At 70.7% G+C, this 25,459-nt stretch carries 23 protein-coding genes; 13 read left to right on the top strand and 10 right to left on the bottom strand.

Annotated elements, in window-relative coordinates; genetic code table 11:
* Window positions 1–159 precede the first annotated feature (159 nt).
* Both OV208_RS32260 and OV208_RS32255 read right to left on the bottom strand, forming a co-directional pair.
* Entirely contained in the window at window positions 160–1,590 is a 1,431-nt protein-coding gene (locus OV208_RS32260) for an OmpA family protein (RefSeq protein WP_267577764.1), read from the bottom strand.
* A 17-nt stretch (window positions 1,591–1,607) separates the two neighbouring features.
* The gene (locus OV208_RS32255) at window positions 1,608–1,922 is read right to left on the bottom strand and encodes a DUF4398 domain-containing protein (RefSeq protein WP_120535840.1); all 315 of its coding nucleotides are present in this window, start codon (window positions 1,920–1,922) and stop codon (window positions 1,608–1,610) included.
* A 158-nt stretch (window positions 1,923–2,080) separates the two neighbouring features.
* Between OV208_RS32255 and OV208_RS32250 the strand changes: the two genes are divergently transcribed.
* Together OV208_RS32250 and OV208_RS32245 are read left to right on the top strand one after the other, a co-directional pair.
* Window positions 2,081–3,067, top strand: a complete 987-nt coding sequence (locus tag OV208_RS32250; RefSeq protein WP_267577763.1) for a HEAT repeat domain-containing protein — start codon at window positions 2,081–2,083, stop codon at window positions 3,065–3,067.
* On the top strand, window positions 3,064–4,059 hold the full coding sequence (locus OV208_RS32245) for an N-acetylmuramoyl-L-alanine amidase-like domain-containing protein (protein ID WP_267577762.1): 996 nt from the start codon (window positions 3,064–3,066) through the stop codon (window positions 4,057–4,059). The genes OV208_RS32250 and OV208_RS32245 overlap by 4 nt, the downstream gene beginning before the upstream one ends.
* A gap of 13 nt (window positions 4,060–4,072) precedes the next feature.
* Here the strand turns inward: OV208_RS32245 and OV208_RS32240 are convergent, their stop codons facing one another.
* A complete protein-coding gene (locus OV208_RS32240; protein ID WP_267577761.1) occupies window positions 4,073–4,531 on the bottom strand; it encodes a hypothetical protein in 459 nt (152 codons plus the stop codon).
* Window positions 4,532–4,606: 75 nt separating this feature from the next.
* Entirely contained in the window at window positions 4,607–4,969 is a 363-nt protein-coding gene (locus OV208_RS32235) for a response regulator (protein WP_267577760.1), read from the bottom strand.
* Window positions 4,970–5,132: 163 nt separating this feature from the next.
* Between OV208_RS32235 and hpf the strand changes: the two genes are divergently transcribed.
* Both hpf and OV208_RS32225 read left to right on the top strand, forming a co-directional pair.
* The gene (gene hpf, locus OV208_RS32230; RefSeq protein ID WP_120535835.1) at window positions 5,133–5,498 is read left to right on the top strand and encodes a ribosome hibernation-promoting factor, HPF/YfiA family; all 366 of its coding nucleotides are present in this window, start codon (window positions 5,133–5,135) and stop codon (window positions 5,496–5,498) included.
* 165 nt (window positions 5,499–5,663) lie between these two features.
* Window positions 5,664–7,736 carry an MXAN_5187 family protein gene (locus OV208_RS32225; protein ID WP_267577759.1) on the top strand — a complete coding sequence of 691 codons (2,073 nt, stop codon included), beginning with the start codon at window positions 5,664–5,666 and terminating at the stop codon, window positions 7,734–7,736.
* 108 nt (window positions 7,737–7,844) lie between these two features.
* On the opposite strand, the gene OV208_RS32220 is transcribed toward OV208_RS32225, so the two are convergent.
* The 5 genes from OV208_RS32220 to OV208_RS32200 all read right to left on the bottom strand — a co-directional run bounded on the left by OV208_RS32220 (window position 7,845) and on the right by OV208_RS32200 (window position 16,027).
* A complete protein-coding gene (locus OV208_RS32220) occupies window positions 7,845–9,494 on the bottom strand; it encodes an ATP-binding protein (protein ID WP_267577758.1) in 1,650 nt (549 codons plus the stop codon).
* Window positions 9,495–9,522: 28 nt separating this feature from the next.
* Complete coding sequence (locus OV208_RS32215) at window positions 9,523–10,887, bottom strand: ABC transporter substrate-binding protein (RefSeq protein WP_267577757.1); 1,365 nt, start codon at window positions 10,885–10,887, stop codon at window positions 9,523–9,525.
* Window positions 10,887–12,242 carry a VCBS repeat-containing protein gene (locus tag OV208_RS32210; protein WP_267577756.1) on the bottom strand — a complete coding sequence of 452 codons (1,356 nt, stop codon included), beginning with the start codon at window positions 12,240–12,242 and terminating at the stop codon, window positions 10,887–10,889. Before OV208_RS32210 ends, OV208_RS32215 begins: the two co-directional genes overlap by 1 nt.
* The gene (locus OV208_RS32205; RefSeq protein ID WP_267577755.1) at window positions 12,239–14,854 is read right to left on the bottom strand and encodes a penicillin-binding protein 1A; all 2,616 of its coding nucleotides are present in this window, start codon (window positions 14,852–14,854) and stop codon (window positions 12,239–12,241) included. Before OV208_RS32205 ends, OV208_RS32210 begins: the two co-directional genes overlap by 4 nt.
* A gap of 135 nt (window positions 14,855–14,989) precedes the next feature.
* The gene (locus OV208_RS32200; RefSeq protein WP_267577754.1) at window positions 14,990–16,027 is read right to left on the bottom strand and encodes a tetratricopeptide repeat protein; all 1,038 of its coding nucleotides are present in this window, start codon (window positions 16,025–16,027) and stop codon (window positions 14,990–14,992) included.
* A gap of 207 nt (window positions 16,028–16,234) precedes the next feature.
* Between OV208_RS32200 and xth the strand changes: the two genes are divergently transcribed.
* The 6 genes from xth to OV208_RS32175 all read left to right on the top strand — a co-directional run bounded on the left by xth (window position 16,235) and on the right by OV208_RS32175 (window position 20,232).
* Entirely contained in the window at window positions 16,235–17,005 is a 771-nt protein-coding gene (gene xth, locus OV208_RS32195; protein ID WP_267577753.1) for an exodeoxyribonuclease III, read from the top strand.
* Between the two features lie 15 nt (window positions 17,006–17,020).
* Window positions 17,021–18,193 (top strand): threonine synthase, encoded by a 1,173-nt coding sequence (locus tag OV208_RS32190; protein WP_267577752.1) that lies wholly within the window; start codon window positions 17,021–17,023, stop codon window positions 18,191–18,193.
* Window positions 18,194–18,257: 64 nt separating this feature from the next.
* Window positions 18,258–18,530, top strand: coding sequence for a hypothetical protein (locus OV208_RS32185; protein WP_267577751.1), 273 nt, complete (start codon window positions 18,258–18,260; stop codon window positions 18,528–18,530).
* Between the two features lie 2 nt (window positions 18,531–18,532).
* Entirely contained in the window at window positions 18,533–18,805 is a 273-nt protein-coding gene (locus tag OV208_RS32180; protein ID WP_267577750.1) for a hypothetical protein, read from the top strand.
* Window positions 18,806–18,839: 34 nt separating this feature from the next.
* Window positions 18,840–19,502 (top strand): TIGR02269 family lipoprotein, encoded by a 663-nt coding sequence (locus OV208_RS41430; RefSeq protein ID WP_420715065.1) that lies wholly within the window; start codon window positions 18,840–18,842, stop codon window positions 19,500–19,502.
* Window positions 19,503–19,518: 16 nt separating this feature from the next.
* Window positions 19,519–20,232, top strand: coding sequence for a double-CXXCG motif protein (locus OV208_RS32175; protein WP_267577749.1), 714 nt, complete (start codon window positions 19,519–19,521; stop codon window positions 20,230–20,232).
* A 7-nt stretch (window positions 20,233–20,239) separates the two neighbouring features.
* On the opposite strand, the gene OV208_RS32170 is transcribed toward OV208_RS32175, so the two are convergent.
* On the bottom strand, window positions 20,240–22,633 hold the full coding sequence (locus tag OV208_RS32170; protein ID WP_267577748.1) for a TIM-barrel domain-containing protein: 2,394 nt from the start codon (window positions 22,631–22,633) through the stop codon (window positions 20,240–20,242).
* 73 nt (window positions 22,634–22,706) lie between these two features.
* On the opposite strand from OV208_RS32170, the gene OV208_RS32165 reads away from it, so the two are divergent.
* From OV208_RS32165 to OV208_RS32155, 3 genes are all read left to right on the top strand, one after another.
* Entirely contained in the window at window positions 22,707–22,895 is a 189-nt protein-coding gene (locus OV208_RS32165) for a hypothetical protein (RefSeq protein ID WP_267577747.1), read from the top strand.
* A gap of 85 nt (window positions 22,896–22,980) precedes the next feature.
* Entirely contained in the window at window positions 22,981–23,490 is a 510-nt protein-coding gene (locus tag OV208_RS32160) for a hypothetical protein (RefSeq protein ID WP_267577746.1), read from the top strand.
* A 114-nt stretch (window positions 23,491–23,604) separates the two neighbouring features.
* On the top strand, window positions 23,605–25,245 hold the full coding sequence (locus tag OV208_RS32155; protein WP_267577745.1) for a GMC oxidoreductase: 1,641 nt from the start codon (window positions 23,605–23,607) through the stop codon (window positions 25,243–25,245).
* Window positions 25,246–25,459 lie beyond the last annotated feature (214 nt).

Raw genomic sequence — 25,459 nt, 5'->3', positions numbered from 1 at the left:
CGTCGCCGGGCCGCCAGCCTGGAGGCGCTGCTGCTCCAGGACGGTGGGCGTTCGCCCCGTCATGCCTGAAACGACCACGCCTCCCAGGGCGTGAAGCCCAGGGAGGCGCGGGGTGCTCCGGTTCCCGCTCCGTCATGGCGGAGCGGGGTGGGGCGGGCGTTACTGCCGGACGACGTTGAACTCCGTGCGGCGGTTGAGCGCGCGCCCGGCCTTGGTGGTGTTCGGCGCCACCGGCTGGGCCTCACCGAAGCCCACGGCCTCCAGACGGCCCGGGTCGATGCCTCGCTTCAGCAACTGGGCCAGCACCGCGTCTGCGCGCTTCTGCGACAGCTTCAGGTTGGACGTGTCGTTGCCCATCGAGTCGGTGTGTCCCTCGATGCGCACCTTGCGGATCCACGACGCGTCCTTCAGCGCCTGCGCCACGTCGTCCAGGATGGTCGTGCTCTGCTTGCCGATGATCTTCGCGGAGCCGGACCCGAAGAGGATCTGCTTCTTGATCTCGATCCGGTCCTTCTTGACGATGACCATCTTGTACTGCTTGGCGCAGCCACGCTCCTCCTTCACGCCCGGGTCGTCGGGGCACGCGTCCAGCCGGTCCACGATGCCGTCGCCGTCCTTGTCCGGATCCGGGCAGCCGCCATTCTCCTGGGGCCCCGACTCCAGCGGGCACCGGTCCTGCGCGTCCGGGACGCCGTCGCTGTCGTTGTCCAGGTCCGGGCAGCCGTCCTCGTCCTGGAAGCCGTCCTTGTCCTCCGGCTCGTCCGGGCACTTGTCCTTGTCGTCGTTGATGCCGTCCCCGTCCTTGTCGACGATGGGGCAGCCCAGGTTCTGCAGCGGGCCGGGCTCGTTGGGGCACTTGTCCGTGCCGTCCACGATGCCGTCCAGGTCGTTGTCCAGCTCCGGGCAGCCGTCCTCGTCCTGGAAGCCGTCCTTGTCCTCGGGCTGGTCCGGGCACTTGTCCACGTTGTCCAGGACGCCGTCGCCGTCCTTGTCCTTCGGGGCCTCCGCCGGGCAGCCGTTGTTCTCCGCCACGCCGGGGATGAGCGGGCACTTGTCCTGGGCGTCCAGCACGCCGTCGCCGTCGTTGTCCGGGTCCGGGCAGCCGTCCTGGTCCTGGAAGCCGTCCACGTCCTCGGCCTGGTCGGGGCAGGGGTCGTCCTTGTCGAGCACGCCGTCGCCGTCGCCGTCCGTCTCCTCGATGCTCACCACCACCTGCTGCTGGGGCTGTTGCGGCTGTTGCGGCTGGTCGGGCTGCTGCGGCTGCGGCGTCTCCGGGCGGTCGCGCACCAGCACCTGGCGCGGGGCGCAGTTCTTCGACAGCTCCAGGGCGCGCTTCACGGCGCCGTCGGCGGTGCGCACGTGCTGGGCGGCCCGGGTGCTGTTGCCCTGGCTCAGTTCGCCTCGGGCGAAGTCGAGGTTGGCCTCGGCGGCGGCCAGTTCGGCGGGCGCGCAACGCAGGGCACCGCCCCGGCGGGCGCGCTCCATGTCGGCGGTGAGGACCTCCGTGTCAGCGCGGATCTTGTTGCCGCTGACACAGGCGGTGGTGGCCAACAGCAGGGTGAGCAGCGCGGACTGGGACAGACGCTTCATCGGGGAGCGCTCGGGCGTCACGGGTTCTGGGGCCGACCCTGGGAGTCAGCGTTGGCGGCGGACATGGCCTTCTCGCGCGCCTCGTTGGCGAAGCGGGAGGCCTTCACCGCGAAGTCCACGCCGGCCTGGTAGTCCGAATAGCCGACCTCCTCGCGGGCCTTCTGGAGGTAGAGGTTGGCGGCCGTCCACTCGTACGGGGCTTCCTTCTCGGCGCCGGCCGTGCGCGCGGCCTGGATCTGCACCTCCGCGTCGAGGATGTTGGACGTCGATTTCACGGGGCCACATGCGGTCAGCACGCCCGCAACCGCCATCAGGAGCGACTGCTTCGTCATCACATGGGCCTCGGTCATCCAGAGGGAAAGGGGACTTGAGTCGGTCGTATCAATCGCCCTCGGGGGGGTCAAGAATCGGGCGGTTGGCGTGAAGCAGGGAGCCGGGCGGAGGGGGGGACTTTGACGGCAGGCGCCGCGCTTGCCATCGTCCCACCCCCGTGCGTTCCCCGTCCGCGTCGCTGCTCCTCCTCGTGGTCCTGTTCCCCCTGGTCGGCCTCGCCGCCGGTTCCGCGGCCGCTTCCAAGCGCGCCCAGAGCCGGGCGGAGGCGGACGCCGTGCTCGCCCAGGTGTCCCAGGGAGGTCCCGTGCCGGCCGCCGCGTCGCGCCTGCGCTACCTGCGCGAGGAGCCCTACGCGGCCGAGCGGATCGGCCCCATCCTGCGCGAAACCTTCGAGGAGCGCATCCGCCGCAACCTCGTCTCGCTCCTGGCCTCGCTCGGCGCGCGCCAGGGCGAATCCACGCTCGCGAAGCTCGCCGGGGATGGTGACAGCACCGTGCGCATGTACGCGGCGCAGGGGCTGGCGAAGCTGGGCAGCCGCAACACCGCCGCCGTCCTCCCGCTCTTGAACGACAAGAGCGCTGGCGTGCGCCGCGAGGCCGCGCGGGCCCTGGGCGCGTCGCGCAACCCCAAGATGGGCAAGCGCCTGATGGCGGCCGCCAAGGCGGAGCAGGACCTGGAGGTGCGCGCGGCGCTGCTGGAGGCCGCGGGCACGTCCGGTGACGCGAAGCAGAAGCCAGGGCTCAAGGCGTACCTGGACAGCGATTCGGAGAGCACGCGCTTCGCCGCGGCCCGGGGGCTGTGCCGGCTGGGGGCTCCGGAGGGCTTCGGCTTCGCGCAGAAGCTGCTGGGCAGCCCGGACAAGTTCGTGCGCCGCCAGGGCCTCGCGCTCTTCGAGGGCGTGCCGGCCAAGAAGGCCAGCCCCGTGCTGTCGCCGCTCCTGAAGGACGCGGACCGCGCCCTCGCCGCCTCCTCCGCGCGCATGCTGCACCAGGGCGGGGATGCGGGCGCCCTGGACTGGCTGGTGCTGGCGTCCTGGAACGCGAAGGGCGAGGAGAAGCTCACCTACGAGAAGGAGCTGGAGACGCTCCAGCTCGCGGACGACCGGCGCAAGGCCATCCTGCGCAAGGCCGGGGTGGCGCCGTGAGCTTCGCGGGCGTGTGCGCGCTCGCGCTGCTGGCCCAGGTCTCACCTCCCGCCGCGTCCCCGACTCCGGCTGCGCCCGTGCCTCCGGCGCGCGCGGTGCCCGCGTCGCTCAGTGCTCCGGCGCATCCCCTGGCCCCCTCGCTGCCGGCGCCCGTGCGGGAGAACGGCTGGAAGCCGCTGACGCCGGAGCAGCGCGCGGCCCTCATCGCGGATCAGGCCCAGACGCCGCTCGCCGAACGGTTGCTGGGCATGAGCGAGCGCTTCCTCAACACCCCCTATGTGCTGTCGCCGCTGGGCGAGGGCCAGGGCGTGGATCCCGACCCCACCTTCCGCCTGGACGCGGTGGACTGCCTCACCTTCGTGGAGGAGACGCTGGCCCTGGGCATGGCGCAGGGCGAGCCGGAGGTGCCGGCGCTGCTGGAGCGGATCCGCTACGCGAGCACGCCCTCCTATGAGGACCGCAACCACCTGATGGAAGCGCAGTGGCTGCCCAACAACATCAAGAAGGGCCTGTTGGTGGACGTGACGCGGCGCTACGCGAAGGACGACGCCGTCGCCGTCACCAAGACGCTCACCGCGCACACGTGGCAGTCCAAGTCGTCCCAGGCCCTGCAACTGCCGCGCGAGCGCCAGCCCGTGGGCACCTTCGGCCTCACCATGATTCCGTTGGACAAGGTGCTCACGCACGCGCGCGACGTGGCGTCCGGCACCATCCTCGTCGTGCTGCGCGAGGACCTGCCGCTCAAGGCCACGCGCATCACCCACCTGGGCTTCGTGGTGCAGAAGAAGAAGCGCACGTACCTGCGCCATGCGTCCCGGGGCGGCTACAACCGCGTGGTGGACGAGGACCTGGAGACGTTCCTCGCCCGCAACGCGCGCTACGACAAGTGGAAGGTGACGGGCGTGAGCCTCTTCGAGGCCCGGCGTCCGCCTCCCACGCTCGTCGCGCAGCCCGCTCAGGCCGCGGGCAGCGCGGCCGTTGGCGCTCCGTGACCCACTTCCTCGCCTAGAGGGCGGGGGGCGCGGCGTGCTCCTGGGCGCGTGCCAGCTCGCCCTCGCGCTCCTCTTCCTCGGCGGCGCGTCCGGCTTCGTCCGCCGTGGCCAGCCCCTGGATCTTCACCTGCTCCAGGAGGGCGGCGGCCCGCGTCTGGTCCTTGTCCGGGACGAGGAATTCCCACCAGGGCAGCAGGTTGCCGGTGGTCAGCTCGTCCACCACGCCCGAGCGTCCGGGACGCACGATGGTCGGGATGCGCTGTTCGTTCAGCACGTCCTCGAAGATCTGCGCCGTCACGGGGTCCTCCGCGAGGCCCGCCTTCACGAACCGGTGCTGATCCAGCTCATGGGGAAGGGGTAGGCCCCGGTCCCGCATCTCGTCCGACGAGACGAGCGGTGGGTGGGTGGGGCAATCCGTGCAGTTCACGACACTGTCCTGATACTCCGAGCCACACCGTGAGCAGTACCTCATGAGGCCCTCCTGGGCGATGGCTGGAATGTTAGGAACGCTTCGCGCGAATGGCAGGCGGCCCCCTGTGCGAATTCCTCAGTGCTTCGTCTCTTCGCCCAGCTTGCACACCATCTTGCTGAGCCCCTCCACGTCGATGGGCTTGCGCATCACGACGTCGCAGTACCCGGCGCCGTCCACCTGCGCGTAGCCGGACACGAGCACGACGCGGGCGTTGGGTTCGCGCTCCTTCACCTGTTGGGCCAGCTCCGTGCCGTTCATGCCCGGCAGGGACTCGTCCGTCACCACGACGTCCGGGTGGATTTCCTCGAAGGCCCGGAGGCCCGACACGCCGTCCGCGGCGGTGGTGACGTCGAAGTCGTCCTCCAGGAGCTCCGCCAGGAGTTCACGGCTGTCACCGTCATCCTCGACCAACAAGACCTTGATTCGCTCGCCATCCATGCGCCTAGAGCAACCCGGTGGGCCGGGATATTCATTCGTCCGGGCCGTCCCGTGCGCGTCGACGGTCGGCTGGCTGCTTCGGGGGAGGGCAGGCGGGAAGGCTTGCGAAAACCCCTCACGGAAGTGCCGGGGACTGCCCATGTTTGTTCCCGGAGGTGAATCCATGAAGGTGTTGTTGCGTGGAGTGCATCTGAAGCTGTCGGACAACCTCAAGGCGTACACGGATGAGCACCTGGTCGCTCACATCGAGCGGTTCGCCGAGGACGAAGCGTCGGAGATCGACATCGCGCTCGTGGACATCAACGGACCCAACAAGGGAGGCGTGGACAAGGAGTGCCGGGTGACGGTGCGCATGCCCGGGATGGAGGCGGTGCACGTGACGGAGACGGCGGAGACGCTGTTCCAGGCCATCGACGCAACGCGTGACCGGTTGGAGAAGACCATCAAACGCGCGGTGGAGCGGCGTCGCAGTGTGGCGACGAATGGCCTGCCGTACGACCTCAACGCGGACGCGGCGAGCAACCTCTAGCCGTCCGGTTTCGTCGCACGTTCGGTGTTGAGTAGAGGAAGGGCCCGGGAATTCCGGATGCCAGCCAGGCATCCGGCCCCCGGGTTCCTTCGGGCCAGTTCCTTGCTGGGGTCGGAAGGTGGACGCTATAAGCGGATCCCCTCACCCTTGGGCTAAAGGACGGCGATGGTCCGCCTCAAGTTCCTGCTGTTCGCACTCCTGGTCCTCGGACTGGGCCTGGCTCACCTCCCGACGCTGTCGGCGCCTCAGCGTGCGCGCGCGGTGGAAGGCGCTGGGCTCCAGGCCGCCTCGGGCGCCAGTGAAGTGTCGCGTCGCGTGGATGCGCGTCGCTCCGAGATCCAATCCCTGGCGCTGAAGCTGGCCGCCAGCCCCGACATGGCCGCCGCCGTGCACGCCCTGCGACCCGCCCCCGTGGCGAAGTCGCCGCGCGACCGCAACGCCGCGAAGGATGCGGAGGAGCCAGGGCCGCTTTCGCCGCTGACGGCCGAGCGCTTCGGGGCCTTGCGCGCCGCCGCGGAAGCGGCGCTGCCCAAGGAGTTGCAGGGCGCCGTGGTGGCGGTGGTGTCCGGTGACGCGAGCTTCCATGTGCGCGCCGGGGCCGAGCCGTCCTCCGACGCCGCCGCCCTGGATGTCCCGGCGCTCGCGAAGGCGGGCACGTCCGTGGTGGACGCCTTCGGGGCGCCGCATGTCTTCGCGTCCGTGCCGCTCGTGTGGACCGGCACGGGGGCCCAGGCTCCCGCGTTGACGCTGGTGGTGGGTGCGCCGCTGGTGGCGGACACCGCGCTGCAGGGCGCGCTGGACGCGTCGGGCGTGGCCGCGCTGGGGCTCGTGCAGGGTGACAAGGTGGTGGGCGGTGTCGGGGCGGAGAAGGCGCGGCTGGATGGCGCGCTGCCCCGGCTCCCCGCGGGGGCGAAGGACACGGTGCTGGAGACTGGATCGCTCCAGGCGCTGGGCCCGGTGCAACTGCCGGCGTTCACGAACGGCGATGCGATGGGCGGACAGGCCCCGTTGTTCGTGGGGGCCCGCCGGGCGCTGGAAGGCACGCCGTACGAAGTGGTGGCCATCGCGGGCACGGCGGCGGCGCTGGCCCCGCTGGCCGCGTATCAGCACACCGCGCTGCTGGGGCTCGCGGGGCTCCTCCTGTTGAGCCTCGTGTGGACGGCGCTGATGGGCGGGGGACGCCGCGCGTCTTCCGACGAGGCCGCCGCGACGGGCAATGGGGACACGCTGGGTTGGTCGGCTGCGATGGCCGCGCAGACCACGCCGTCCGCGGCGCCGGCCGCCGTGGTGCCTGCTCCCGCTGCTCCCGCGCCGCTGGCGGATCCTTTCGGGGCGCCGATGTCCGCGGAGCCGGTGTCGAATCCGTTCGCTTCGGCCATGTCGTCGGAGCCGGTGTCGAATCCGTTCGCTTCGGCGGCCCCTCCGCCCGTGAGTCCGGCGGCGGATCTGTTTGGAAGCGCGGACGCGTTCCCGTTCCCGTCGTCGCCCGCGGATCCGTTCGCGATGCCGCCCCCGGCCGCCGCGCCCCTTCCGCTGTCGAATCCGTACGGCGCGCCGCCTCCGGTGGCGACGTCCGCGCCGCTGGCGGATCCGTTCGCGGGGGTGGAGTCGTTCCCCTTCCCGTCGCCGCCCTCGGCCTACCCGCCGCCCGCGGCGGAGCCGTTCACGCCGCCTCCGGCGTACGCGCATGGGGCGCCGATGCCCTTCGAGCATTCGGCTCCGTCGAACGAGCCCATCGCGCAGGCGGCCCCTCGCCACGGTGCGTTCGCCTTCGAGGACCAGCCCACGGCGGCGTATTCGCTCCAGCAGGCGGCCAACCCGTTCGCGCTGGCGGCGGCGCAGTCGCCGGATCCGGATTCCAATCCGGAGACGACGCGCGTGGCGGCGATTCCCCGCGAGCTGCTCCAGGCGAGCACCCGGCCCACGTCCGAAGCCATCCCGATGCCGCCCCCGCGCAACAGCGGGCTCCAGGCGATTCCGCTGCCGGGCGCGAGCAACACGGCCGCCGCGGCGGCGCTGTCGGAGGAGCAGCACTTCCAGGACGTCTTCCGTGAGTTCGTCACCACGCGCGAGCGCTGCGGCGAGCTGGCGGACGGCCTGACGTACGACAAGTTCGTGCAGAAGCTGCGCAAGAACAAGGAGCAGCTCGTCACGAAGTACGCGTGCAAGACGGTGCGCTTCCAGGTCTACGTGAAGGAGGGCAAGGCCGCCCTCAAGGCCACGCCCGTCAAGGACTGACGTCCGGCGGTCGTCTCGAGTCGTTCCCGAAGGCCCGGAACCTCCTCGCGAGGTGCCGGGCCTTCTCGTTGCGGGCGCGAGGGTTCGTTCCGGTGGCCCGTTTGAACTTCAGCTCGCGCGGGGGAGCACGACGCTGAAGCGGGCGCCCTGGCCCGGCTCTCCGCCCACTTCCAGCCGGCCGCCGTGCTCCTGGAGGATGCGCGCGGCGATGGCCAGTCCCAGGCCGGTGCCGCCATCCTTGGTGGTGAAGTAGGGCTCGAAGATGCGGGCGCGGTGTTCCGCGGGGATGCCGGGACCGTCGTCCTCCACCTCGATGACGGCGTCCGCGTCGGTGCCCTTCACGCGCACGCGCAGCGAACCTCCCTTGCCCGTCATCGCCTCCTCGGCGTTCTTCACCAGGTTGACGAGCACCTGCGTGAGCTGGTCTCGGTCCGCGCGGGCCACCACGCCCGTCTGGAGCGCGGGCAGCAACTGGATGCCTTCCGGGGGGGCGGCGTAGAGCGCGAGCACGCCCTGGGCCAGCTCTCCCAGGTCCACCGGGGCGAGCTGGGGCTTGGGCAGGCGCGCGAAGCGGCTGAACTCGTCCACGATGCGCCGCAGTCGCTCCACCTCCTCCAGGATGACGCCCGCGCTCTCCTTGAAGAGGTGGGGGAAGCTGGGGTGGCGGGCGTCGTGCGCGGCCAGCAGCGTCTCCAGCGACATGCGGATGGGGGTGAGCGGGTTCTTGATTTCGTGCGCCAGCCGCCGCGCCACTTCCTGCCAGGCGGCGATGCGCTCGGTGGCCATCAGCCGTTCGGTGGTGGCCTTCAGCTCGGACGTCATGTGGTTGAACGTCCGGACCAGTTCGCCCACCTCGCCGGAGGCCCGCGCCGCCACCTGGACGTCCAGCGCGCCCTCGGCCACGCGGCGGGCGCCGGAGGTGAGGGCCTCCACCGGCCGCGTCATCCACCGGGACACCATCAAACCCAGCAGCGCCGCGAAGGCGAGCCCCAGGCCCGCGAGCAGGAGGAACGCGCGCATGACGCCTTCTTCCGCCTCCCGCGCGGCGGCGCGGCTGAAGGTCAGGCGCACCGAGGCCGCGTTGCCCAGGGGGAGCACGCGCGCCACGGTGGGCGGGTTCGCGCTGCCCGCGTGCGCCACCGTCGCTTCGCCGGACAGGAGCGTCACGTCCGCCTGGGTGAGGCGCGCCAGGTGCTGCGCGAGGCCATCGTCCAGCACCACGCCGCCCACGGCCCAGAGGCGCACGTCGCCGTAGTCCACGGGCCTCGCGGTGACGAGCGCGAGCACCTGTCGCAGGCCCGCGTTGCCTCGCACGTCCACGCGCACCGGCACGGGCCGGGGGGACTTCTCCTTCGTCACCGCGAAGAGCACGGCGTCCGGGTCGCCGCGCCGGGCGGGCAGGTGGCCGGAGGACAGCACCGTGCCGTTGCGGTCGAACAGCGTGAGCACCGTGAGGCCCCGGCTCTTCATGAGCCCTTCGGCGGTGCCGGCCTGGATGGCGCGCATGGGGCGGTCGCGGGCTTCGCGCACCAGGTCCTCCATCGCGGGGCTCTCCACCAGCTCCTCCACGGCGCGGCGCGCGTTGGAGGCGGAGCGCTCCAGGGACTCCTGCGCGGAGGCGGTGGCGGCCGTCATGCGCGCGTCCAGTTCGCGCGACAACGTGTCACGCAGGCGCGTCAGCGTCAGGGGCACCACCACCGCCAACGGCACCAGCGCCAGCAGGGCGAAGGCGAGCGCGAGCCGGGTCCTCAGGCGCATGCGGTGGCTTCCTTCGCCGTGGCGCGGCTCACTGGCGGCCCCCGCCACCGGAGGCTTCCACGGGCGACAACCACGCGCCCTCCAGCACGGGCAGGCCCTGCGCATCCAGCACCAGGTTCGACACCTCGGGGGCCGCGCGCAGTCCCAGCCCCTGGGCGTACAGCGGGATGAGTGGCACCGAGGGCGCCAACGCCAGCGCTCGCTCGCGACCGCGTGCATCCCGGGCGCCTGCATCCGCGAGCGCGCCGATGGGCGGCAGCTCCACGCCGAGCAGATCGCGCCGTCCGCCTGCCTCCAGCACCACCGCCAGCGCGGGGCCCGGGATGGGCGGAAGCAACAGGGCGCTCAGCATCAATTCGAAGTCGCCCCGGGCCTGACGCCCCCGGAGGGCCGAGCGTGACTGGGGCTCCAGCGCGACGGTGTAGCCCTGCTCGTGCAGTTTCACCTGGATGCGCTCGGCCACCGCGCGTTGATCCGCCAGCGCCGCGTCATAGGCGAGCGTCACCTTGCGCGTCGTGCCCATGGGGGGCGCAGCGGGCCTCGTCCGGGGCGCCTGGGGCAACAGCGCGGGGGGCAACAGGTTCGGCATGGGCACCGCGGGCCCCTTCACGAACAGACGCGTGAGGTCGTCGCGGTCGATGGCGCTCTCGAAGGCCTGCCGGAAGTCCGTGGGCACCTTCCGGGGCGAATACGCCAGGTACGTCGCGTACAGGGCCGCGCCCGTGAGGGTGTCGTTGTCCGGGGGCGTGCCCAGCTCCACCTGCACCTGCCGCGCGGACCACAGCCGCGTCAGGCCCCGTTCGTCCGTGGCGGTGAGCGCCAGGCGGTCCAGGTACGGCCGACCTTCCGGCCACGCGGGCTGCGCCTCCAGCACGCCCCGGCCCGAGGCGCTGAAGGGCCCTGACGCCGGTGACGGCGGCGGTGCGAGCGCGGGATGGCAGAGCGAGCGCTCCAGGTCCGGCCACGGGAAGGCCAGCGCCAGCTCCAGCGTGGCGCCCGAGGACGTCACCTGCCGACCCTCGCCCCGCAGCGGGTACAAGAGCGCGCGGTACGGAGACGGCGCGTCGGGCGACGACAGCCGCGTCCATGCCCGGGCGACGGCGGTGGCACTGGCGGAGGAAGGCAGCGCGACCCGGAGGGCCTGGGGCACCGGGCGCGTCAGCTCTCGCGCCAGCGTCGGTTGGAGGCGTCCGTCGGAGTCCACGCGGCACACGGGGCGCGTCAGCAGACCCAGGAGCGCGGCCTCCATCGGCGTGTCGGCGAGGGCGGGCTCTCCAATCTCGGGAGGTCCCGCGTGGGCCGCGCGCAGCTCCCCTCCGTAGCGGGGACGGCTGGCCGCGAGCGTCGGGGCGGAGGCGAGGAGGACGAGGCCCGCGAGGGCGGAGCGGATCATCACGGTGCACCCTGGCGCAGGAGGAACAGCTCGCTCGTGCCGTCCGGCTTCCACGACCCCACGACGACCTCCCGGCGCTTGTCGCCATCCAGGTCCGCCGTCACCACGAACAGCGCGCGGCCCGGTGGAAGGGCCCCCTGCCACAGCGGCTCATGCGCCATGGGCGCATCGGGTGTCAGCGACAACACGCGCAGTGCATCCGGTGAGGGCTGGAGCAGCGGCGAGGTGGTGATCAGCTCCGGGGCTCCATCCCCATCCAGGTCTCCCAGCGCGCTGCCCACCCCCAGTCCCGACAGCCGCGAGGGCGCGGACGCGGGCCTCGCATAGAGCGACGCCGTGCCGTCCGCGTGGACGAACAGCATGCGCGGGGACGCGAAGCTCGCGGCCCCGAACGGCGCGGGCACCGTGATGGCGCGCCCATCCGCGAGCCGGACCTCCGGGGCGAACACCGTCTGCCCGGGCACGAACGTCCCTCGCTCCAGGGTCCCCAGCGGCGCCGCGTCCAGCGCTCCTGCGGCGCGCAGCGTCCCCTTCGCCTTGTCCAGCGTGAGCAGCTCGCCCTTCGCGTACCGGGTGCTCCACGCGGCCAGGCGCGGAGGCCCCGTCAGCACCGCCAGCGCTCCGAAAGGCTCCCGCGTCGTCGCCGTCGCGGGCGCGCCTTCCAGCTCCCGCCGCGCCAGCAGCCGTCCATCCGCGGCGAAAACGAACACCTCGCGCGCGGTGAGCGCGGCCACCTCGTCGCGACCGTCGCCGTCCAGGTCGCCCGTGGCCAGCGCGGCCAGCGGCGTCTCCAGCCGAGCGAACACCGCGCCCAGCAGTCGCACCGGACGCTTCTGCTGCGGCCCGGGGCCCGGCGTCCCGTTGTTGGAAGGCATCCCCACCGAGGCCAGGGCCAGCACCGCGGCATCCGCCTCCACGCCCTCGGCCACGGCGGCGGCGGGCTTCGGCGGACGCGTGGGCGTGCGGCCGGACCAGAAGTTCACCCACGTGCCCAGCACGTCGCCCCGTGCCACCAGTTCGCCGCCCTCCACGTCCAGCGTGAGCCGCACCAGCGAGCGGGCACCCTGTTCGCGGGCGGTGGCCTCGGCGCGCTCGGGGGGCACCTCCAGCACCACGGGCCCCAGCTGCTGGGCCGCGAGCCGGGAGGCCAAAAGCGTCCCGAAGGCGCGGCGCAATTCCGCGGAGCTTCCGGACAGGGACACCGCGACGGGCGCTTCGGCGGGCGCGGCGCGGATCGCCTCCGCCACGGCCACGGCAAGTCGGGCCGTGGCGGGGGGATCGCCTTCCGCCGCGAAGGCCCCGGAGGGCAAGGCGGAGGCGAGTGCCAGGAACAGGGACAGGAGGAAGCGACTCACAGGCCCTTCTTGCCACCTTCCTCGATGAAGAAGTTGTCCGGCGTCACCTGTCCGGGCGGCGGGGCCTCGGCGGTGGGCTGGGTGCCCTCCAGGAAGGGCTCCAGGCGGCCCGGAACCGAGCTGCCCGCGAGCAGCCCCGTCGCCGGGTCGATGCGCACCTGCGTGACGCCCGGAGGCACCTCGAAGTCGCGCGCGGGCAGGCCCTCCTCCGCCACGCGCATGAAGTTGAGCCAGATGGGCAGCGCGGCCCGGCCACCCGTCTCGCTGCTGCCCAGGGGCGAGTTGTCATCGAAGCCCACCCACGCGCTGGCCACCCAGTCCATCGTGTAGCCGGAGAACCACGTGTCCTTGGACTCGTTGGTGGTGCCCGTCTTGCCCGCGGCTGGCCGGTTCAATTCACGCACCGCCCGCGCCGTGCCCTCCTCCACCACGCTGCGCATGAGCGACGTCGCCAGGTACGCCACCGCCGGGGGCAGCGTTTCCTCGAAGGCGGGCTGGTGCTCCTCCAAAATGGTGCCGTTCGCGTCGCGCACGCGCAGCAGTTGCAGGGGCTCCGCGTAGCGGCCGTTGGCCTGGAGCGTGGCATACGCGTTGACGGCCTCCAGCATCGTCACCTCGCCAGTGCCCAGCGCCAGCGTGAGGTTCTCCGGCAGCGCGGAGCGGATGCCCGCCCGCCGCGCGAAGTCGATGGCGGTCGCCGGGGTGATGGCCTCGATGAGCCGCACGGACACCGTGTTCTTCGACTTGGTGAGCGCCGTGCGCATCGACATGGGGCCTTCGAACTGGCCGTCGAAGTTCTTCGGCTTCCAGGCCTTGCCCGTGTACGGGTCGCGAATGGTCTCCGGCGCGTCGTTCACCGTGGACAGCGGCGTGAAGCGGCCAGAAGCCAGCGCGGCGGCGTAGATGAAGGGCTTGAAGGACGAGCCCGGCTGGCGCCTGGCCTGCGTGGCGCGGTTGAACGACGAGCGCTCCGCGTCGTAGCCGCCCACCATCGCCACCACGTTGCGGTTGGCCGGGTTGATGACCACGAGCCCACCCTGCACCAGCGGCACCTGATCCAACGTGGCCTCCACGAAGGCCGGCGCGGGCGGTGCCTTGAGCACGCGCACGAACACCAGCTCCCCGGGCGTGAACACGTCCGCGATGCCCTTGGGCGCCTTCTTGCCCTTCTGCCGCGCCCACCCGACGGACGCGAAGGACACCTCCGCGGTGCGGCCCACCAGGTCCACGCGGGCCACGTCGCGCTTGGGGTCCACCTCCGTGACGTAGCCCGTGAGGCGCAGGCCCTCCTCCATCGGCTTGAGCAAGACGCGCCCGGCGCGCTCGCGCTCGGGGGACTGGGGCGCTTCTTCCTCCTCGACCTCGGCGGCCAGCTCCGGGGGCGCCTGCTCCTCCGCGCCGTCGACCTCCGGCACGGTCGGTTTCACCTGCGGCGTGGGCGGGGCGGCGGGGGCCTGGACGAGCGGCGCCAGGTCCGCGACATAGCCCTGGTCCTTCTGCCGACGGCCGGCCTCCTCGATGCGCTGGGTGATGAGCGCGCGGTAGCGGGCCCACGCGTCCGCGTCCAGCTTGCCCGGAGCACCCCGGTAGCCCTGGCGCCGGTCCACTGCCTCCAGGCCCTCGCGCACGGCCTTCTCCGCGACGGACTGGAGCCGGGGCACGAGCGCGATGTCCACGCGCAGGCCGCCCTCCATCACCTTCTTCTCGCCGTAGCGCTCCACGAGCGTGCGGCGGATCTCCTCCGCGTAGTAGGCGCCCGCCGTGGGCGCCTTGCGCGGCGCGAGCACGATGGGCTTCTCCTTCTCCGCGTCCACCACCGCGCGCGCCACGAAGCCCTGGCCGGCCATCTGCTCCAGCACGTAGCGCTGGCGCTGCTTGGCGCGGGTGATGTTCGTCACCGGGTTGATGCGGTGGGGCTGCTGCACGGTGCCCGCGAGCACGGCGGCCTCGCCCACGGACAGGTCCTTCGCGTGCTTGCCGAAGTAGAAGAGCGCGGCCTCCTCCAGCCCGTAGCGGCGCTGACCGAAGTACACGCCGTTGATGTAGAGGTTGAGGATCTGATCCTTGGTGAGGGCCTGCTCCAGGCGCGGGGTGAGGATCCACTCGCGGATCTTGCGGCCCAGGCTGCGCTCGGGCGTGAGCAGCATGTTCTTCACGACCTGCTGCGTGAGCGTGGAAGCGCCGGACTTGCGGCTGCCGGGGATGAGGTTCTTCACGCCCGCGCGCAGGATGCCGAAGGGGTCCAGGCCCTCGTGCTTGTAGAAGTCCGCGTCCTCGGCGGCGAGGAAGGCGTTGCGCACGTGGACGGGCAGGTCCTCGATGCGGATGAGCGTGCGGCGCTCCAGCGCGAACTCCGCGCACAGGGTGCCGTCCGCGCACGTCACCTTCGTCACCTGTGGCGGCAGGTAGACGCGCAGCGACTCCACCGAGGGCAGGTCGCGGCTGTAGTAGGCGTACGTGGCCACGCCCAGGGCGACGAGCAGCACGAGCCCCACGACGCCCAGCACCATCAGCCGCTTCGCCCAGCGCCACAGCGTGGCGCCGAAGCCGCGCCTTGGGGGCGGCGGTGCCCCGGTCGGGGCCGGCGGGAGGGGCTCTGGAGGAAGGGGCATCGGTCGGGCCGGAGTCATGACGCTCGGAAGAGGGAAGAAGGGTGCACGTTAGACCGGGGGGCGGGCGGGGTGAACCCACGCGGACCGCCCCCGGGTCGAAGAGGGCGTCCCAGGTCGGCTTCCTGGCCGCCCGCCCTACGGAGCGGCGGGCGGAGGGGCCTGGGGCAGGGCCAGGCCAGGGTCGGCCCGGGCCACGCGCTCGGCGTTGACCCGGGCCTGCACGTAGCGGGGCGACAGCCGGGTGGCGGCGGCGTACGCGGCGCGGGCCTCCTCCAGGCGTCCCAGGCGCTCGCAGGCGACGCCCAGGTTGTTCTGCACGTAGGCCACGTGGGGCAGGAGGGTCGCGGCCTGGGTGAGGACCTCCACGGCGCGGGCGTTGTCGCTGGCGCGCAGGTAGGCGAACCCCAGGTTGTTGAGAGCATGGCCGTGCTCCGGATCCAGGTGCACCGCCTGCTGGAAGCGCAGGATGGCGGAGCCAAGCTCATTGGCGCCCAGGTGGGCGCGGCCGAGCACCTGGTACACCTCCGCGTCCTCGGGATTGCGAAGGAGGGCCTCCTCACCCACGGGGACCGCGTCGGCGAAGCGCCCCTGCGCCACCATGAGCCGTGCCTGCTGCACCAGGGCCCCCGCGTCGGTGGGTTCCGCCTGGGCCAGCCGGGCGTAGGCGTCCAGGGCCATCGCCGTGTCCCCGGAGAGCCGCGCCGTGCGCGCGAGCTGCGCCAGGGCGTCGGTTGCGCCCGGGTCGTCATGCAGCGCGCGGCGCAGCTCCGTCACGGCGCCGGACAGGTCACCCAGCTCGCGAAGGCCCTGGGCGCGGGCCACGTGGTCCACCCGGCGGGCGTGCACGTGCGGCAGGGCGAGCGCGTCACCCGGGGGCAGAGCCTCCGCCGGGGCGGCCTCTTCGTGCGGGTCGATGAGGCGCGGCGCGGTGGCGAGCGAGGGCTCCTCGGCGAGCGGCGCCGTCGGCAGGGAGGGGGCCTGGGGCGCGCGGGCCTCCACGGCGTGGGCGAGCCAGGGCTTGAGCAGGCGGGGCAGGGGGACGTCCTCCCACGCGGCGAGGCCCAGGGCGGCGAGGGCGGCGGGCACGAGCACCTTGCGAAGCGCGGGCGGAACGGTGAAGCGCCGGGAGGAGGAAGCGGGGTGGCGGGTCCGGGTGCGCGTCTTCGGGTTCATGGCAATCCCCTCGGGGCTGCTCTGGCCTGCGGCGGGGCGCCTGGAGTGGTGCACCGGGGCCGCGCTGTGGCGGCCCGACACGCTCTATTGCGACCGGTGTGCCAACGGTTCTTCCCTCTGGGGACGGAGGAGGGTGTGTCCCTGGGGCCACGGGGGCGGGGGAAAAGCGTGGCAGGGGGCGTGGGCCGCGTGCGACGGTCGGCGGCGATGCGAATCGCGACCTGGAACGTGAACTCGGTGAGGGCCCGGCAGCAGCGGCTGGTTGACTGGTTGAAGAAGCACCAGCCAGACGCGCTCTGCCTTCAGGAACTCAAGTGCACCGATACGGATTTCCCCTTCGATGCGGTGAAGGAGGCGGGCTACTTCGCCGCCGTGCACGGGCAGAAGACGTACAACGGCGTGGCCATCCTGGCGAAGCAGGAGCCCACGGACGTGGTGCGCGGCCTGTCGGACGGGGTGGATGACACGCACGCGCGCTTCATCGCGGCGACGGTGGGGGGCGTGCGGGTGGTGAGCGCGTACGCGCCCAACGGGCAGCAGGTGGACTCGGACGCGTATGTGTACAAGCTGGAGTGGTTCCACCGGCTCAAGCGCTACCTGGAGACGCGCCACAAGCCGGACGAACCGCTGGTGCTGGGCGGGGACTGGAACATCGCCCCGGACCCCATCGACGTGTACGACCCGGCGCAGTGGGAAGGGCAGACGCTGTTCACGTTGCGCGAGCGTGACGTGTTGCAGCAGGTGCGCGCGTTCGGGCTGACGGATGCGTTCCGGCACCTGTACCCGACGGAGCAGAAGTTCTCCTGGTGGGATTACCGGATGCTGGCGTTCCCGAAGAACAAGGGCGTGCGCATCGACCACCTGTACCTCACGGCGCCGCTGGTGCCCCGTTTGACGGCGTGCGACGTGGACCGCGAGGAGCGCAAGGGGCAGCAGCCGTCGGACCACGCGCCGGTATGGCTGGAGTTGAAGGACTGAGTAGAGTCGGGGGCCATGTCCGTCCTCCGATTGGATTGCACGAAGTGTGACCGGACGTATGCGCCGGGCTTGGTGTGGAACCTGTGCACGGCGTGTCAGGCGCCGCTGTTCGCGCGCTACGACCTGGAGCGCGCGGCCCGCACGCTGAGGCCCGAAGCGCTGGCCGGGCGCGAGCGTTCGATGTGGCGCTACCACGAGGTGCTGCCGGTGGAAGACCCGGCGCACCGGCTGAGCCTGGGGGAGGGCTTCACGCCGCTGCTGCAAGCGCCCCGGCTCGCGGGATGGCTGGGATTGAAGCGCGTGCTCGTGAAGGACGAGAGCGGCAATCCCACCGGCTCCTTCAAGGCGCGAGGCCTGTCCGCGGCGGTGTCGATGGCGAAGGTGTTGGGGGCGCAGGCGGTGTGTCTGCCTTCAGCGGGGAACGCGGGCAGCGCGCTGGCGGCGTACGCGGCCCGGGGCGGGATGGAGGCGCACGTCTTCGTGCCGAAGGACATCGCGTCGTTGTTCCTGATGGAGACGCGGGCCTACGGCGCGCATGTTGAGACGGTGGAGGGGCTCATCTCCGACGCGGGGCGGGTGTGCGCGGGGCTGGCGAAGGAGCACGGCTGGTACGAGTGCGCGACGCTGAAGGAGCCCTACCGGGTCGAGGGCAAGAAGACGATGGGCTACGAGCTGGCGGAGCAGCTCGGGTGGATGCTGCCGGACGTCATCCTGTACCCGACGGGCGGGGGGACGGGGCTCATCGGGATGTGGAAGGCCTTCGAGGAGCTGGAGGCGATGGGGCTCATCGGTTCGAAGCGGCCCCGGATGGTGGCGGTGCAGGCGCAGGGGTGCGCGCCCATCGTGAAGGCGCACGCGGAAGGCAAGCCTGATGCGCCGATGTGGCTGGGGGCGACGACGCACGCGCACGGCCTGCGGGTGCCCAAGGCGCTGGGCGACTTCCTCATCCTTCGCGCGGTGAAGGACAGCCACGGGACGGCGGTGTCGGTGACGGAGGAGGAGATTGTGCAGGGCACGAAGGACATCGCCTCCGCGGAAGGCCTGTTCGTGGCGCCCGAGGGCGGCGCGTGCGTGGCGGCGCTCAAGAAGCTGCACGCCGCCGGGGACGTGACGCCGGAGGAGTCCGTGGTCGTGTTCAACACGGGCACGGGGTTCAAGTACGTGGAGAACATGGCGCCGCTGTGGTGAGGTGTGAATGTCTTGGATTGCGCATGGCGGGTTCTCAAGGGTTCGGGATTCGAGGATGAAAGACATGCACTACGTCCAGGTTGAGTTTGATCACAGGCGGGCCGCCACGGGTTTCAACCGGTCGGTGTTGGAGAACAAGCTTTCGCAGGCGGTGAACGTCCAGATCGTGATGAAGAACTTCATTTCGGAATTTCAACTGGTGGAGTCCGAAAACGTCGTGCTGACCTTCAAGACGGATCGACTGGAAGAAGTCCTGTCGTCCCTCCAGGAGCCGACGTTCAAGAGCGGGAGCGCGGTGTACTGGGAAGTGAAGGGCCTGTTTCCTGCGGAGTCGTGATCATGAGCAATTCCTCGAAGGTTCCTCCCCGTCCTCCTGGCATGCCGGAGGTGCCCGAACCCGAGCCCGCAAGTCCCGTGGGGTCGGCACACCTGCGGCTGGATGGAGTGCTGGAGTTGAGGATGGGGGCTTCGGCTCCGGGTGGGATCGTGGGTCATGCCCTGTTCATCATCAAACCGGGGGATGCGCGTTACGAATCCGTGCTTGAGCACCTGGGCCCGATTGAGCCGGGTGGCTACGCACCGGTGTTGCCGTTCCTTTCGGGCACGTTCTGACGCGAGGGTTGTGCGCTGATATGAAAGGGGCGTGATGAGACGCCCCCTCGCGCTGCTCCTGCTTCTGACGACGGCCCTGATGGGGTGCGCGTCAACGCGTCTTGCCCTTGATCACTGGGATGAGGCGGCGTCGGTAGGGGAGGATGATTGCGGAGAGGACGACAAGTGCGTGGCGCTCGTCTGCGCCGACGACTTGTGCGGGCTCTACCACTGCGAGGACACCGGGACGCTGCTGGCGCGGGGAGGCGGGGTCCGGCCTCCAGCAGCGGCCTCGGCACCGGGCTTTGGACCTCGCCGGTATCGGGGGGCTGCTCAGCCTCTACCGGGTGACCGCGAAGCCATCTTCGTCATCCGTTGGTATGATCATCCCACGCCCCCAGCTCCATCAGATGGGAGGAGACCTTCAGGCTCTGGATGGGTCCGCCACCATCTCTACCCCCAAGAGGACCGCCTCGCTGAATACTTCAAACGACGAGCAAACATTGATGTTCATGCATTCACGATGGTGATTCCGCGAGCTGAACACGTGAGATTGCATGCTGCGGCAGGACGAGGAGGCCCCTGGAATCAAGCGTGGCGCGACTTTGCCAACACCCACCGGAACGCGACCCCGAAGCAGATTCAGGAACAACTGGGCCGAATGATCGTTGAGTTCAACATCATGGGGCCCATTGTTCCCTACTACAGGTTTCGATGAGCCTCAGGAGGAATACGTGAAGTTCTTCCAGCTTCTCCCCGAAGAGGGTTCACGCTTCACCGGCTTCCTCAATGGTGTGCATCAATGGGGGCTTCCTGGGGGGCTGTGTCCCGTATGTGAAGCCAGTCCCGGGGGGCTCGGTGAGGCATACCCGTCCGTTGACCTCTCCGGATGGTCACTTCGTCATGAACTTGCGGAGGCGAGGCAGGTACCGCTCGAAGAGTATGAGCGGTTGCGAGACCTGCTGCGACCACATACGCCCCCAGGCGCTCTTCTTCTTCCTGATTCAGAGTTCGGGCTACTCAGAGCAAAGGCTACGGGACGGTGGGGGGCGTTGCATCTGCCGTACGCCTGGTTGCTTGTGATTCAGCGTCAGGCGCTGGAGCGGCTTCGCGAAGAAGCGGGCATCGAACTCAGTACGAGCAAGATGGACCTGCACTTCAGGGAGAGAACCCCTCCTGAGTTGCTTGAAGTCGAGCTTCATCCTTTTGGCCGCCTTCACGACAGTTGTTTCCTGGGTGGACGCGAGCGCCCGTGTGAACGATGCGGTCGTCAGGGAGACATCCTCCCCGATATTCCAATCCTGGATGGAAGCACGCTGCCAGTAGGACAAATCCTGTTCCGGTTGGCGGACTTCACGACCCTCATCATCGCCACCGAGCGATTCGTCGAGGCCGTCAACCGCCTCGGGCTGGAAGGGGTCGTGTTCAAGGAAGTGCCTGTGACCTGACGCTGCACTACGGCTCGACCACCAGCCGTGTCCAGTCCGCCGCCACCCGAAGCTCCAGCACGCCCTCCTCGAATCGGTGTGCCTGCGCCCCCGTCACCTGCCGCACCGAACCCAATCCATACACCTGCACCGTCTCCTCCGACCGTGCCCGTGCCAGCGTCCCCGTCTCGCTCCGCTCCAATCGCAGCACTCCGTCCACCACCCCGCCACCCAGCACCGTGAGCCGCGACGCCCCATACCCATCCCCCGCGTCCTCGTAGAGCCGCCCGCGCACCTCCGGCGCCGCGTGCACATGCCACTCCAGGTGCTTCCAGTTCGCGTCCGTGGTGTGCATCGCCGGCTGAGTCAGCGCCACCGCTCCACCGGCCCGCAGCCACACCGGCACCGTGTCCATCGGCCCGTCCGCGATGACGTACTGTCCTCCCTCCCGTACCCGTCCCACGCGCTCCAGGCCCGGCCACTCCAGCCACGCCCCCGCCGGGAGCCACGCCAGCCGCTTCGTCTGTCCCGGTCTCACCACCGGCGCCACCATCAGGTCCTGTCCGAACAGGAATTGATCGAACGCCCCCGCCGCCTCCGCGTCCCCGGGCGCTTCCATCAACAGCGGCCTCAAGGGCGCAATCCCTGTCTTTGATGCTTCGTGCATCAGCGTGTACAGCGTGGGCAGCAGCCTGTATCGCCGCTCCAGCGTCGCGCGGGCCAGCGTCAGGTACGGCTCCCCGTACCGCCAGGGCTCCTGCGGTGGCGTTCCCTTGCCCGCGTGGTTGCGCATCAGCGGATAGAACGTGCCGGTCTGCATCCAGCGCACCAGCAGCTCACCGTTCGCCCGACCCACGAAGCCCGGGATGTCCGTCCCCGTGAAGGCCACCGCCGCCAGACCCATTCCCACCAGCATCGGGATGGAGGTCTCCAATTGCGTCCAGTGGCTGGAGTTGTCCCCCGTCCACACCGCCGCATAACGCTGGATGCCCGCGCTTCCCGCGCGCGTCAGCAGGAACGGCCTTGCCTCCGGGCGCAGTTCGCGCAGCGCTTCGTACGCTCCCTTCGCCATGCCCAGCGCGTAGACGTTGTGCACCTCGATGTGCCGCTTGTCCCCGTGCCTCGCGTCATACGGCAGCGTCGGGCCCTCCACCTTGCCAACGCCCTCCGCTCGCTGGCTCGTCACCGTGAGGATTCCCAGGTCCGGTTGCACCGCGAAGCACGACGGTTCGTTCATGTCGTTCCAGAACCCCGCGATGCCCAACTCCACGAAGTCGCGGTGCAGCCCGCCCCACCAGCGCTGCACCTCCGGCCGCGTCATGTCCGGGAACACCGCGGGCCGGGGCCACACCTCGCCCACCAGCACGCCGCCCCGGTCGTAGCGCACCAGATAATCGAGCGCCCGCGCCTCCTCGTACGGCGCCCAGCCCGCTTCCTGCTTCAACGCCGGATCCACGATGGGAACCAGCCGCACGCCTTCTGCCGCCGCCTCCCGCACCAGCCCGGCGGGATCCGGATAGCGCGCCCCGTCCCAGGTCCAGACCTTGTACCCATCCATGTAATCGATATCGAGATACACGACGTCCAAAGGCAGACCCCGTTGCCGGTAACCCTGGATGACGCCCCGGATGTCGTTCGCGTTCTCGTAGCCCCAGCGGCTCTGCTGCGCGCCCAGGCTCCACAGCGGGGGCAGGGGAGGGCAGCCCGTCAGCGCCGCATAGCCTCGCACCACGTCCGCGATCCCCGGCCCGTTGAACAGGTAGCAGTCCAGCTCCGGCCCCCACGACTCCCACGCCACCCGCGACGCGTCCGTCAGCGCCACGTCCACCTCCGAGCGCCATGACTCGTCCAGGTAGAACCCCCACGCCACGCCCTCGCGCAGGCCCACGAAGAAGGGAATGGACTGGTAGAGCGGATCCGTGTCCGGGTGGTGCGGCATCACGTCCGTGTTCCAGAACGTGAAGTGCATCCCCCGCTTGTCCAGCGGCCCCACCTTCTCGCCGAAGCCCAGGTAACGCTCGTCCGGCGGCGCCCGGAGCTTCAGCCGGGAGCGATGGCGGCTCATCGGATATTCGGCCTGCACCTCACCGGACACACTCACGCTGCGCGCCAGCTCCCGCCCGGACGCATCCCGGAAGCTCCACGTCCCAGACTCCACGGAGATCTCCAGCGACACGCCGCCTGTCTTCACATGCATGCGCTCCGCGTCGCTCCGGATCTCCAGGAGCTGGGGCTTCTCTTGCGTCACCACCGCCCAGGACCGCTTGTCGGGCAGCTCGGGATGGAGGAATCCGACCTCCGACGACACGGGCGCATGCCGCACCCGCAGCACGCCGGGCAGGGGACTCGACACCTCCAGGACGGCATGACGTCCGGACAGGCGCAGCCGGTAGGGTTCGACGCGGGCTTCATCGACGTGCATGCCTTGCAATCTAGGAAGCACTCCGAAACCCACACCCCGATTTTCTCCACCTCCGTGCGATGCTGGCCACTCCATGACGCCCCCCGAGCCCCTGCCCTTTCCGGACAGCCTCTGCCACCGCTGCGCAGCGCCCCCGAAGTATGTCCAGACGCGGACCTCCACCTTCATCCTCTGTCCGCTGCTGCCCCAGAAGTACGCTCCCCAGCCGGTGCGCGCGTGTTCGTTGTTCCGCCCCCGCGCGCCGGGGACGGAGCCCGGATAGCGCCTGACAGGAGGGCAGGCGGTAGGGCCCGGTCCCGCGCTCCACGGCAGGCATCCGTACCTTTGCTCCAAACGCAGGAGCCTCCATGCCCACCCGTCGCAAGGCCCACGCCGCCCCCACCCGGAGCACCCGTCGCAAGCACACGGCCGCGGCCCCCGCGAAGCGCACCGTGAAGAAGAGCCCCGCGTCCGCGAAGGGGCGCTACAGCGACCCCGCGCTTCGCGAGCGCCTCAAGAAGCGCATCATGAAAAGCGACAAGGGCGGACGGCCCGGCCAGTGGAGCGCCCGCAAGGCGCAGCTGCTCGCCAGTGAGTACAAGAAGGCTGGTGGCGGCTACTCGGGGGCTCGCGCGACGGCGCAGCGCCACCTGTCCTCCTGGACGCGGGAAGCGTGGCAGACCCAGGACGGTGGCACCCGCGCCCGTCACGGTCGCACCACCTCGCGCTACCTTCCGAAGGAGGCCTGGGCCCACCTGAGCCCGGCCCAGAAGAAGGCCACCGAACGCCGCAAGCGCACGGGCTCCCGCGCCGGCCGGCAGTTCGTCGCCAACACCCCCGCCGCGCGCCGGGCGAGGAAGCAGGCCACGAAGCGCTAGGCCCTCGTCCCCATCCCTCCGGGGCCGTGCGTCACGTCCCAGCGGACCGCCCGCGCCGTTGGCATAGAGTGCGGACCTCCTGGGGGAGCGGCACCGCCCCGGGTGGAGGACGTCATGGACTGCGACTGGCTCATCATCGGCTCGGGGTTTGGCGGCAGCGTCAGCGCGTTGCGGCTCGTCGAGAAGGGCTACCGCGTCGTCATGCTGGAGAAGGGCCGCCGCCTCCAGGGCCAGGACTTCCCCAAGTCGAACTGGAACCTGAAGCGCTGGCTGTGGATGCCCCAGCTCGGGTGGCGCGGCCTGTTCAAGATGACCTTCTTCCGCCATGTCACCGTGCTGTCCGGCGTCGGCGTGGGCGGCGGCTCGCTCGTCTACGCCAACACGCTGCCCGTGCCGAAGGAAGACTTCTTCGAGGCCAGCTCCTGGGGTCACCTGGCGCCGTGGAAGGAAGAGCTCGCGCCGCACTACGTGACGGCCCGCCGCATGCTGGGCGCCACCGTCAACCCGCTCACCACCTTCCCGGATCAGGTGCTCAAGGCCGTGGGCGAGGACCTGGGCCGCCCCGACTTCCAGCCCACCACCGTGGCCGTCTACTTCGGCGAGCCCGGCGTCACCGTGAAGGACCCCTACTTCAACGGCGAGGGCCCGGAGCGCACCGGCTGCAACGCGTGCGGCGGCTGCATGCTGGGCTGCCGCAACAACGCCAAGAACACGCTCGACAAGAACTACCTCTACCTGGCGGAGAAGCGCGGCCTCACGCTCCACGCCGACACGGAGGTCACCTGGGTGCGCCCCCTGCCCGACGGTGACGGCTACGAAGTCACCGCGAAGGAGGGCACGGGCTTCTTCAAGAAGACGCGCCGCTTCACCGCGAAGCACGTCATCTTCGCCGGCGGGGTGCTGGGCACCCTGGACCTGCTCCTCAAGCTCAAGGAGCGGCCGGACGGACTGCCCAAGCTGTCCCCGCGCGTGGGCGACGGGGTGCGCACCAACTCCGAGGCCCTCATCGGCATCGTCAGCGGGAAGAAGGACCAGGACCTGTCCAAGGGCATCGCCATCGGGTCCATCCTCCACACCGACGCGCACTCGCACCTGGAGCCGGTGCGCTACCCCGCGGGCTCCGGCTTCTTCCGCCTGCTGATGGCACCCCACGTCCCCGGCGCCACCCTGGTGACCCGCCTGGCCCGCCTCGTGGGCATCATCGCCCGGCGCCCGGTGCGCTTCCTCCAGGCGATGTTCGTCCCGGACTTCGCGCGCCGCACGATGATCCTCCTCTACATGCGCACCATGGAGGGCCACCTGCGCATGCGGCGCGGACGCGCCCCGGGCACCGGCTTCCGCACCGGCCTCACCACCGGCCTGCAGGAAGGTCCCGCGCCCACGGTCAACATGCCGGAGGCCTTCGACCTCGCGAAGCGCGTCTCCGACAAGCTGGACGGCTACCCCATGACCATGGTCAGCGAAACCATCCTGGGCATTCCCACCACCGCGCACATCCTGGGCGGTGCGTGCATGGGCGACTCGCCCGCCACCGGTGCCATTGATTCACGACACCGCTTGTATGGTTATGACGGGCTGTATGTGGTGGACGGCGCGGCCATCTCCGCCAACCCGGGCGTCAATCCCTCGCTCACCATCACCGCCCTGGCCGAGCGCGCCATGACCTTCATTCCCGCCGCCCGGGAGCTGCCCCGGGGCGACACCGACGCCACGCTCGAGCTGCCTTCGCCCCGGACCCTCTCCGCATTGCCCTGAAGGGCTGTCAGGCATTGCCCTCCAGGGCTTGCAGGGAGAGGTGCGCGCCCGGGCGACGTGTGCGCTCCTGCTCGTCCAGACGTCTCTCATTGACAGATGTCTTCGACAGACCTGGACTGGGGTCCCAGATGCGCTTTTCATGCTGAAAGCAGCGTAGAAGTACCGTCGGGGCGAATGCGGGGGACTGGCGCGGCCTTGCGTCAGGACCACCCCA

It is taken from the genome of Corallococcus sp. bb12-1 (genome assembly GCF_026626765.1).
Lineage (GTDB): Bacteria > Myxococcota > Myxococcia > Myxococcales > Myxococcaceae > Corallococcus > Corallococcus terminator.
Note: the sequence above shows the minus strand (reverse complement) of the source record. Positions and strands in the feature narration are given on the sequence as shown.

Bases quoted from the DNA above. Each gene is read 5' to 3' on its own strand.
- OV208_RS32255 (WP_120535840.1), bottom strand. From the start codon at position 1,922: ATGACGAAGCAGTCGCTCCTGATGGCGGTTGCGGGCGTGCTGACCGCA.
- OV208_RS32260 (WP_267577764.1), bottom strand. From the start codon at position 1,590: ATGAAGCGTCTGTCCCAGTCCGCGCTGCTCACCCTGCTGTTGGCCACC.
- xth (WP_267577753.1), top strand. From the start codon at position 16,235: ATGCGAATCGCGACCTGGAACGTGAACTCGGTGAGGGCCCGGCAGCAG.
- OV208_RS32215 (WP_267577757.1), bottom strand. From the start codon at position 10,887: ATGATCCGCTCCGCCCTCGCGGGCCTCGTCCTCCTCGCCTCCGCCCCG.
- OV208_RS32165 (WP_267577747.1), top strand. From the start codon at position 22,707: ATGACGCCCCCCGAGCCCCTGCCCTTTCCGGACAGCCTCTGCCACCGC.
- OV208_RS32235 (WP_267577760.1), bottom strand. From the start codon at position 4,969: ATGGATGGCGAGCGAATCAAGGTCTTGTTGGTCGAGGATGACGGTGAC.
- OV208_RS32220 (WP_267577758.1), bottom strand. From the start codon at position 9,494: ATGCGCCTGAGGACCCGGCTCGCGCTCGCCTTCGCCCTGCTGGCGCTG.
- hpf (WP_120535835.1), top strand. From the start codon at position 5,133: ATGAAGGTGTTGTTGCGTGGAGTGCATCTGAAGCTGTCGGACAACCTC.
- OV208_RS32160 (WP_267577746.1), top strand. From the start codon at position 22,981: ATGCCCACCCGTCGCAAGGCCCACGCCGCCCCCACCCGGAGCACCCGT.
- OV208_RS32185 (WP_267577751.1), top strand. From the start codon at position 18,258: ATGCACTACGTCCAGGTTGAGTTTGATCACAGGCGGGCCGCCACGGGT.
- OV208_RS32200 (WP_267577754.1), bottom strand. From the start codon at position 16,027: ATGAACCCGAAGACGCGCACCCGGACCCGCCACCCCGCTTCCTCCTCC.
- OV208_RS32180 (WP_267577750.1), top strand. From the start codon at position 18,533: ATGAGCAATTCCTCGAAGGTTCCTCCCCGTCCTCCTGGCATGCCGGAG.
- OV208_RS32190 (WP_267577752.1), top strand. From the start codon at position 17,021: ATGTCCGTCCTCCGATTGGATTGCACGAAGTGTGACCGGACGTATGCG.
- OV208_RS41430 (WP_420715065.1), top strand. From the start codon at position 18,840: ATGAGACGCCCCCTCGCGCTGCTCCTGCTTCTGACGACGGCCCTGATG.
- OV208_RS32240 (WP_267577761.1), bottom strand. From the start codon at position 4,531: ATGAGGTACTGCTCACGGTGTGGCTCGGAGTATCAGGACAGTGTCGTG.
- OV208_RS32155 (WP_267577745.1), top strand. From the start codon at position 23,605: ATGGACTGCGACTGGCTCATCATCGGCTCGGGGTTTGGCGGCAGCGTC.
- OV208_RS32170 (WP_267577748.1), bottom strand. From the start codon at position 22,633: ATGCACGTCGATGAAGCCCGCGTCGAACCCTACCGGCTGCGCCTGTCC.
- OV208_RS32225 (WP_267577759.1), top strand. From the start codon at position 5,664: ATGGTCCGCCTCAAGTTCCTGCTGTTCGCACTCCTGGTCCTCGGACTG.
- OV208_RS32205 (WP_267577755.1), bottom strand. From the start codon at position 14,854: ATGCCCCTTCCTCCAGAGCCCCTCCCGCCGGCCCCGACCGGGGCACCG.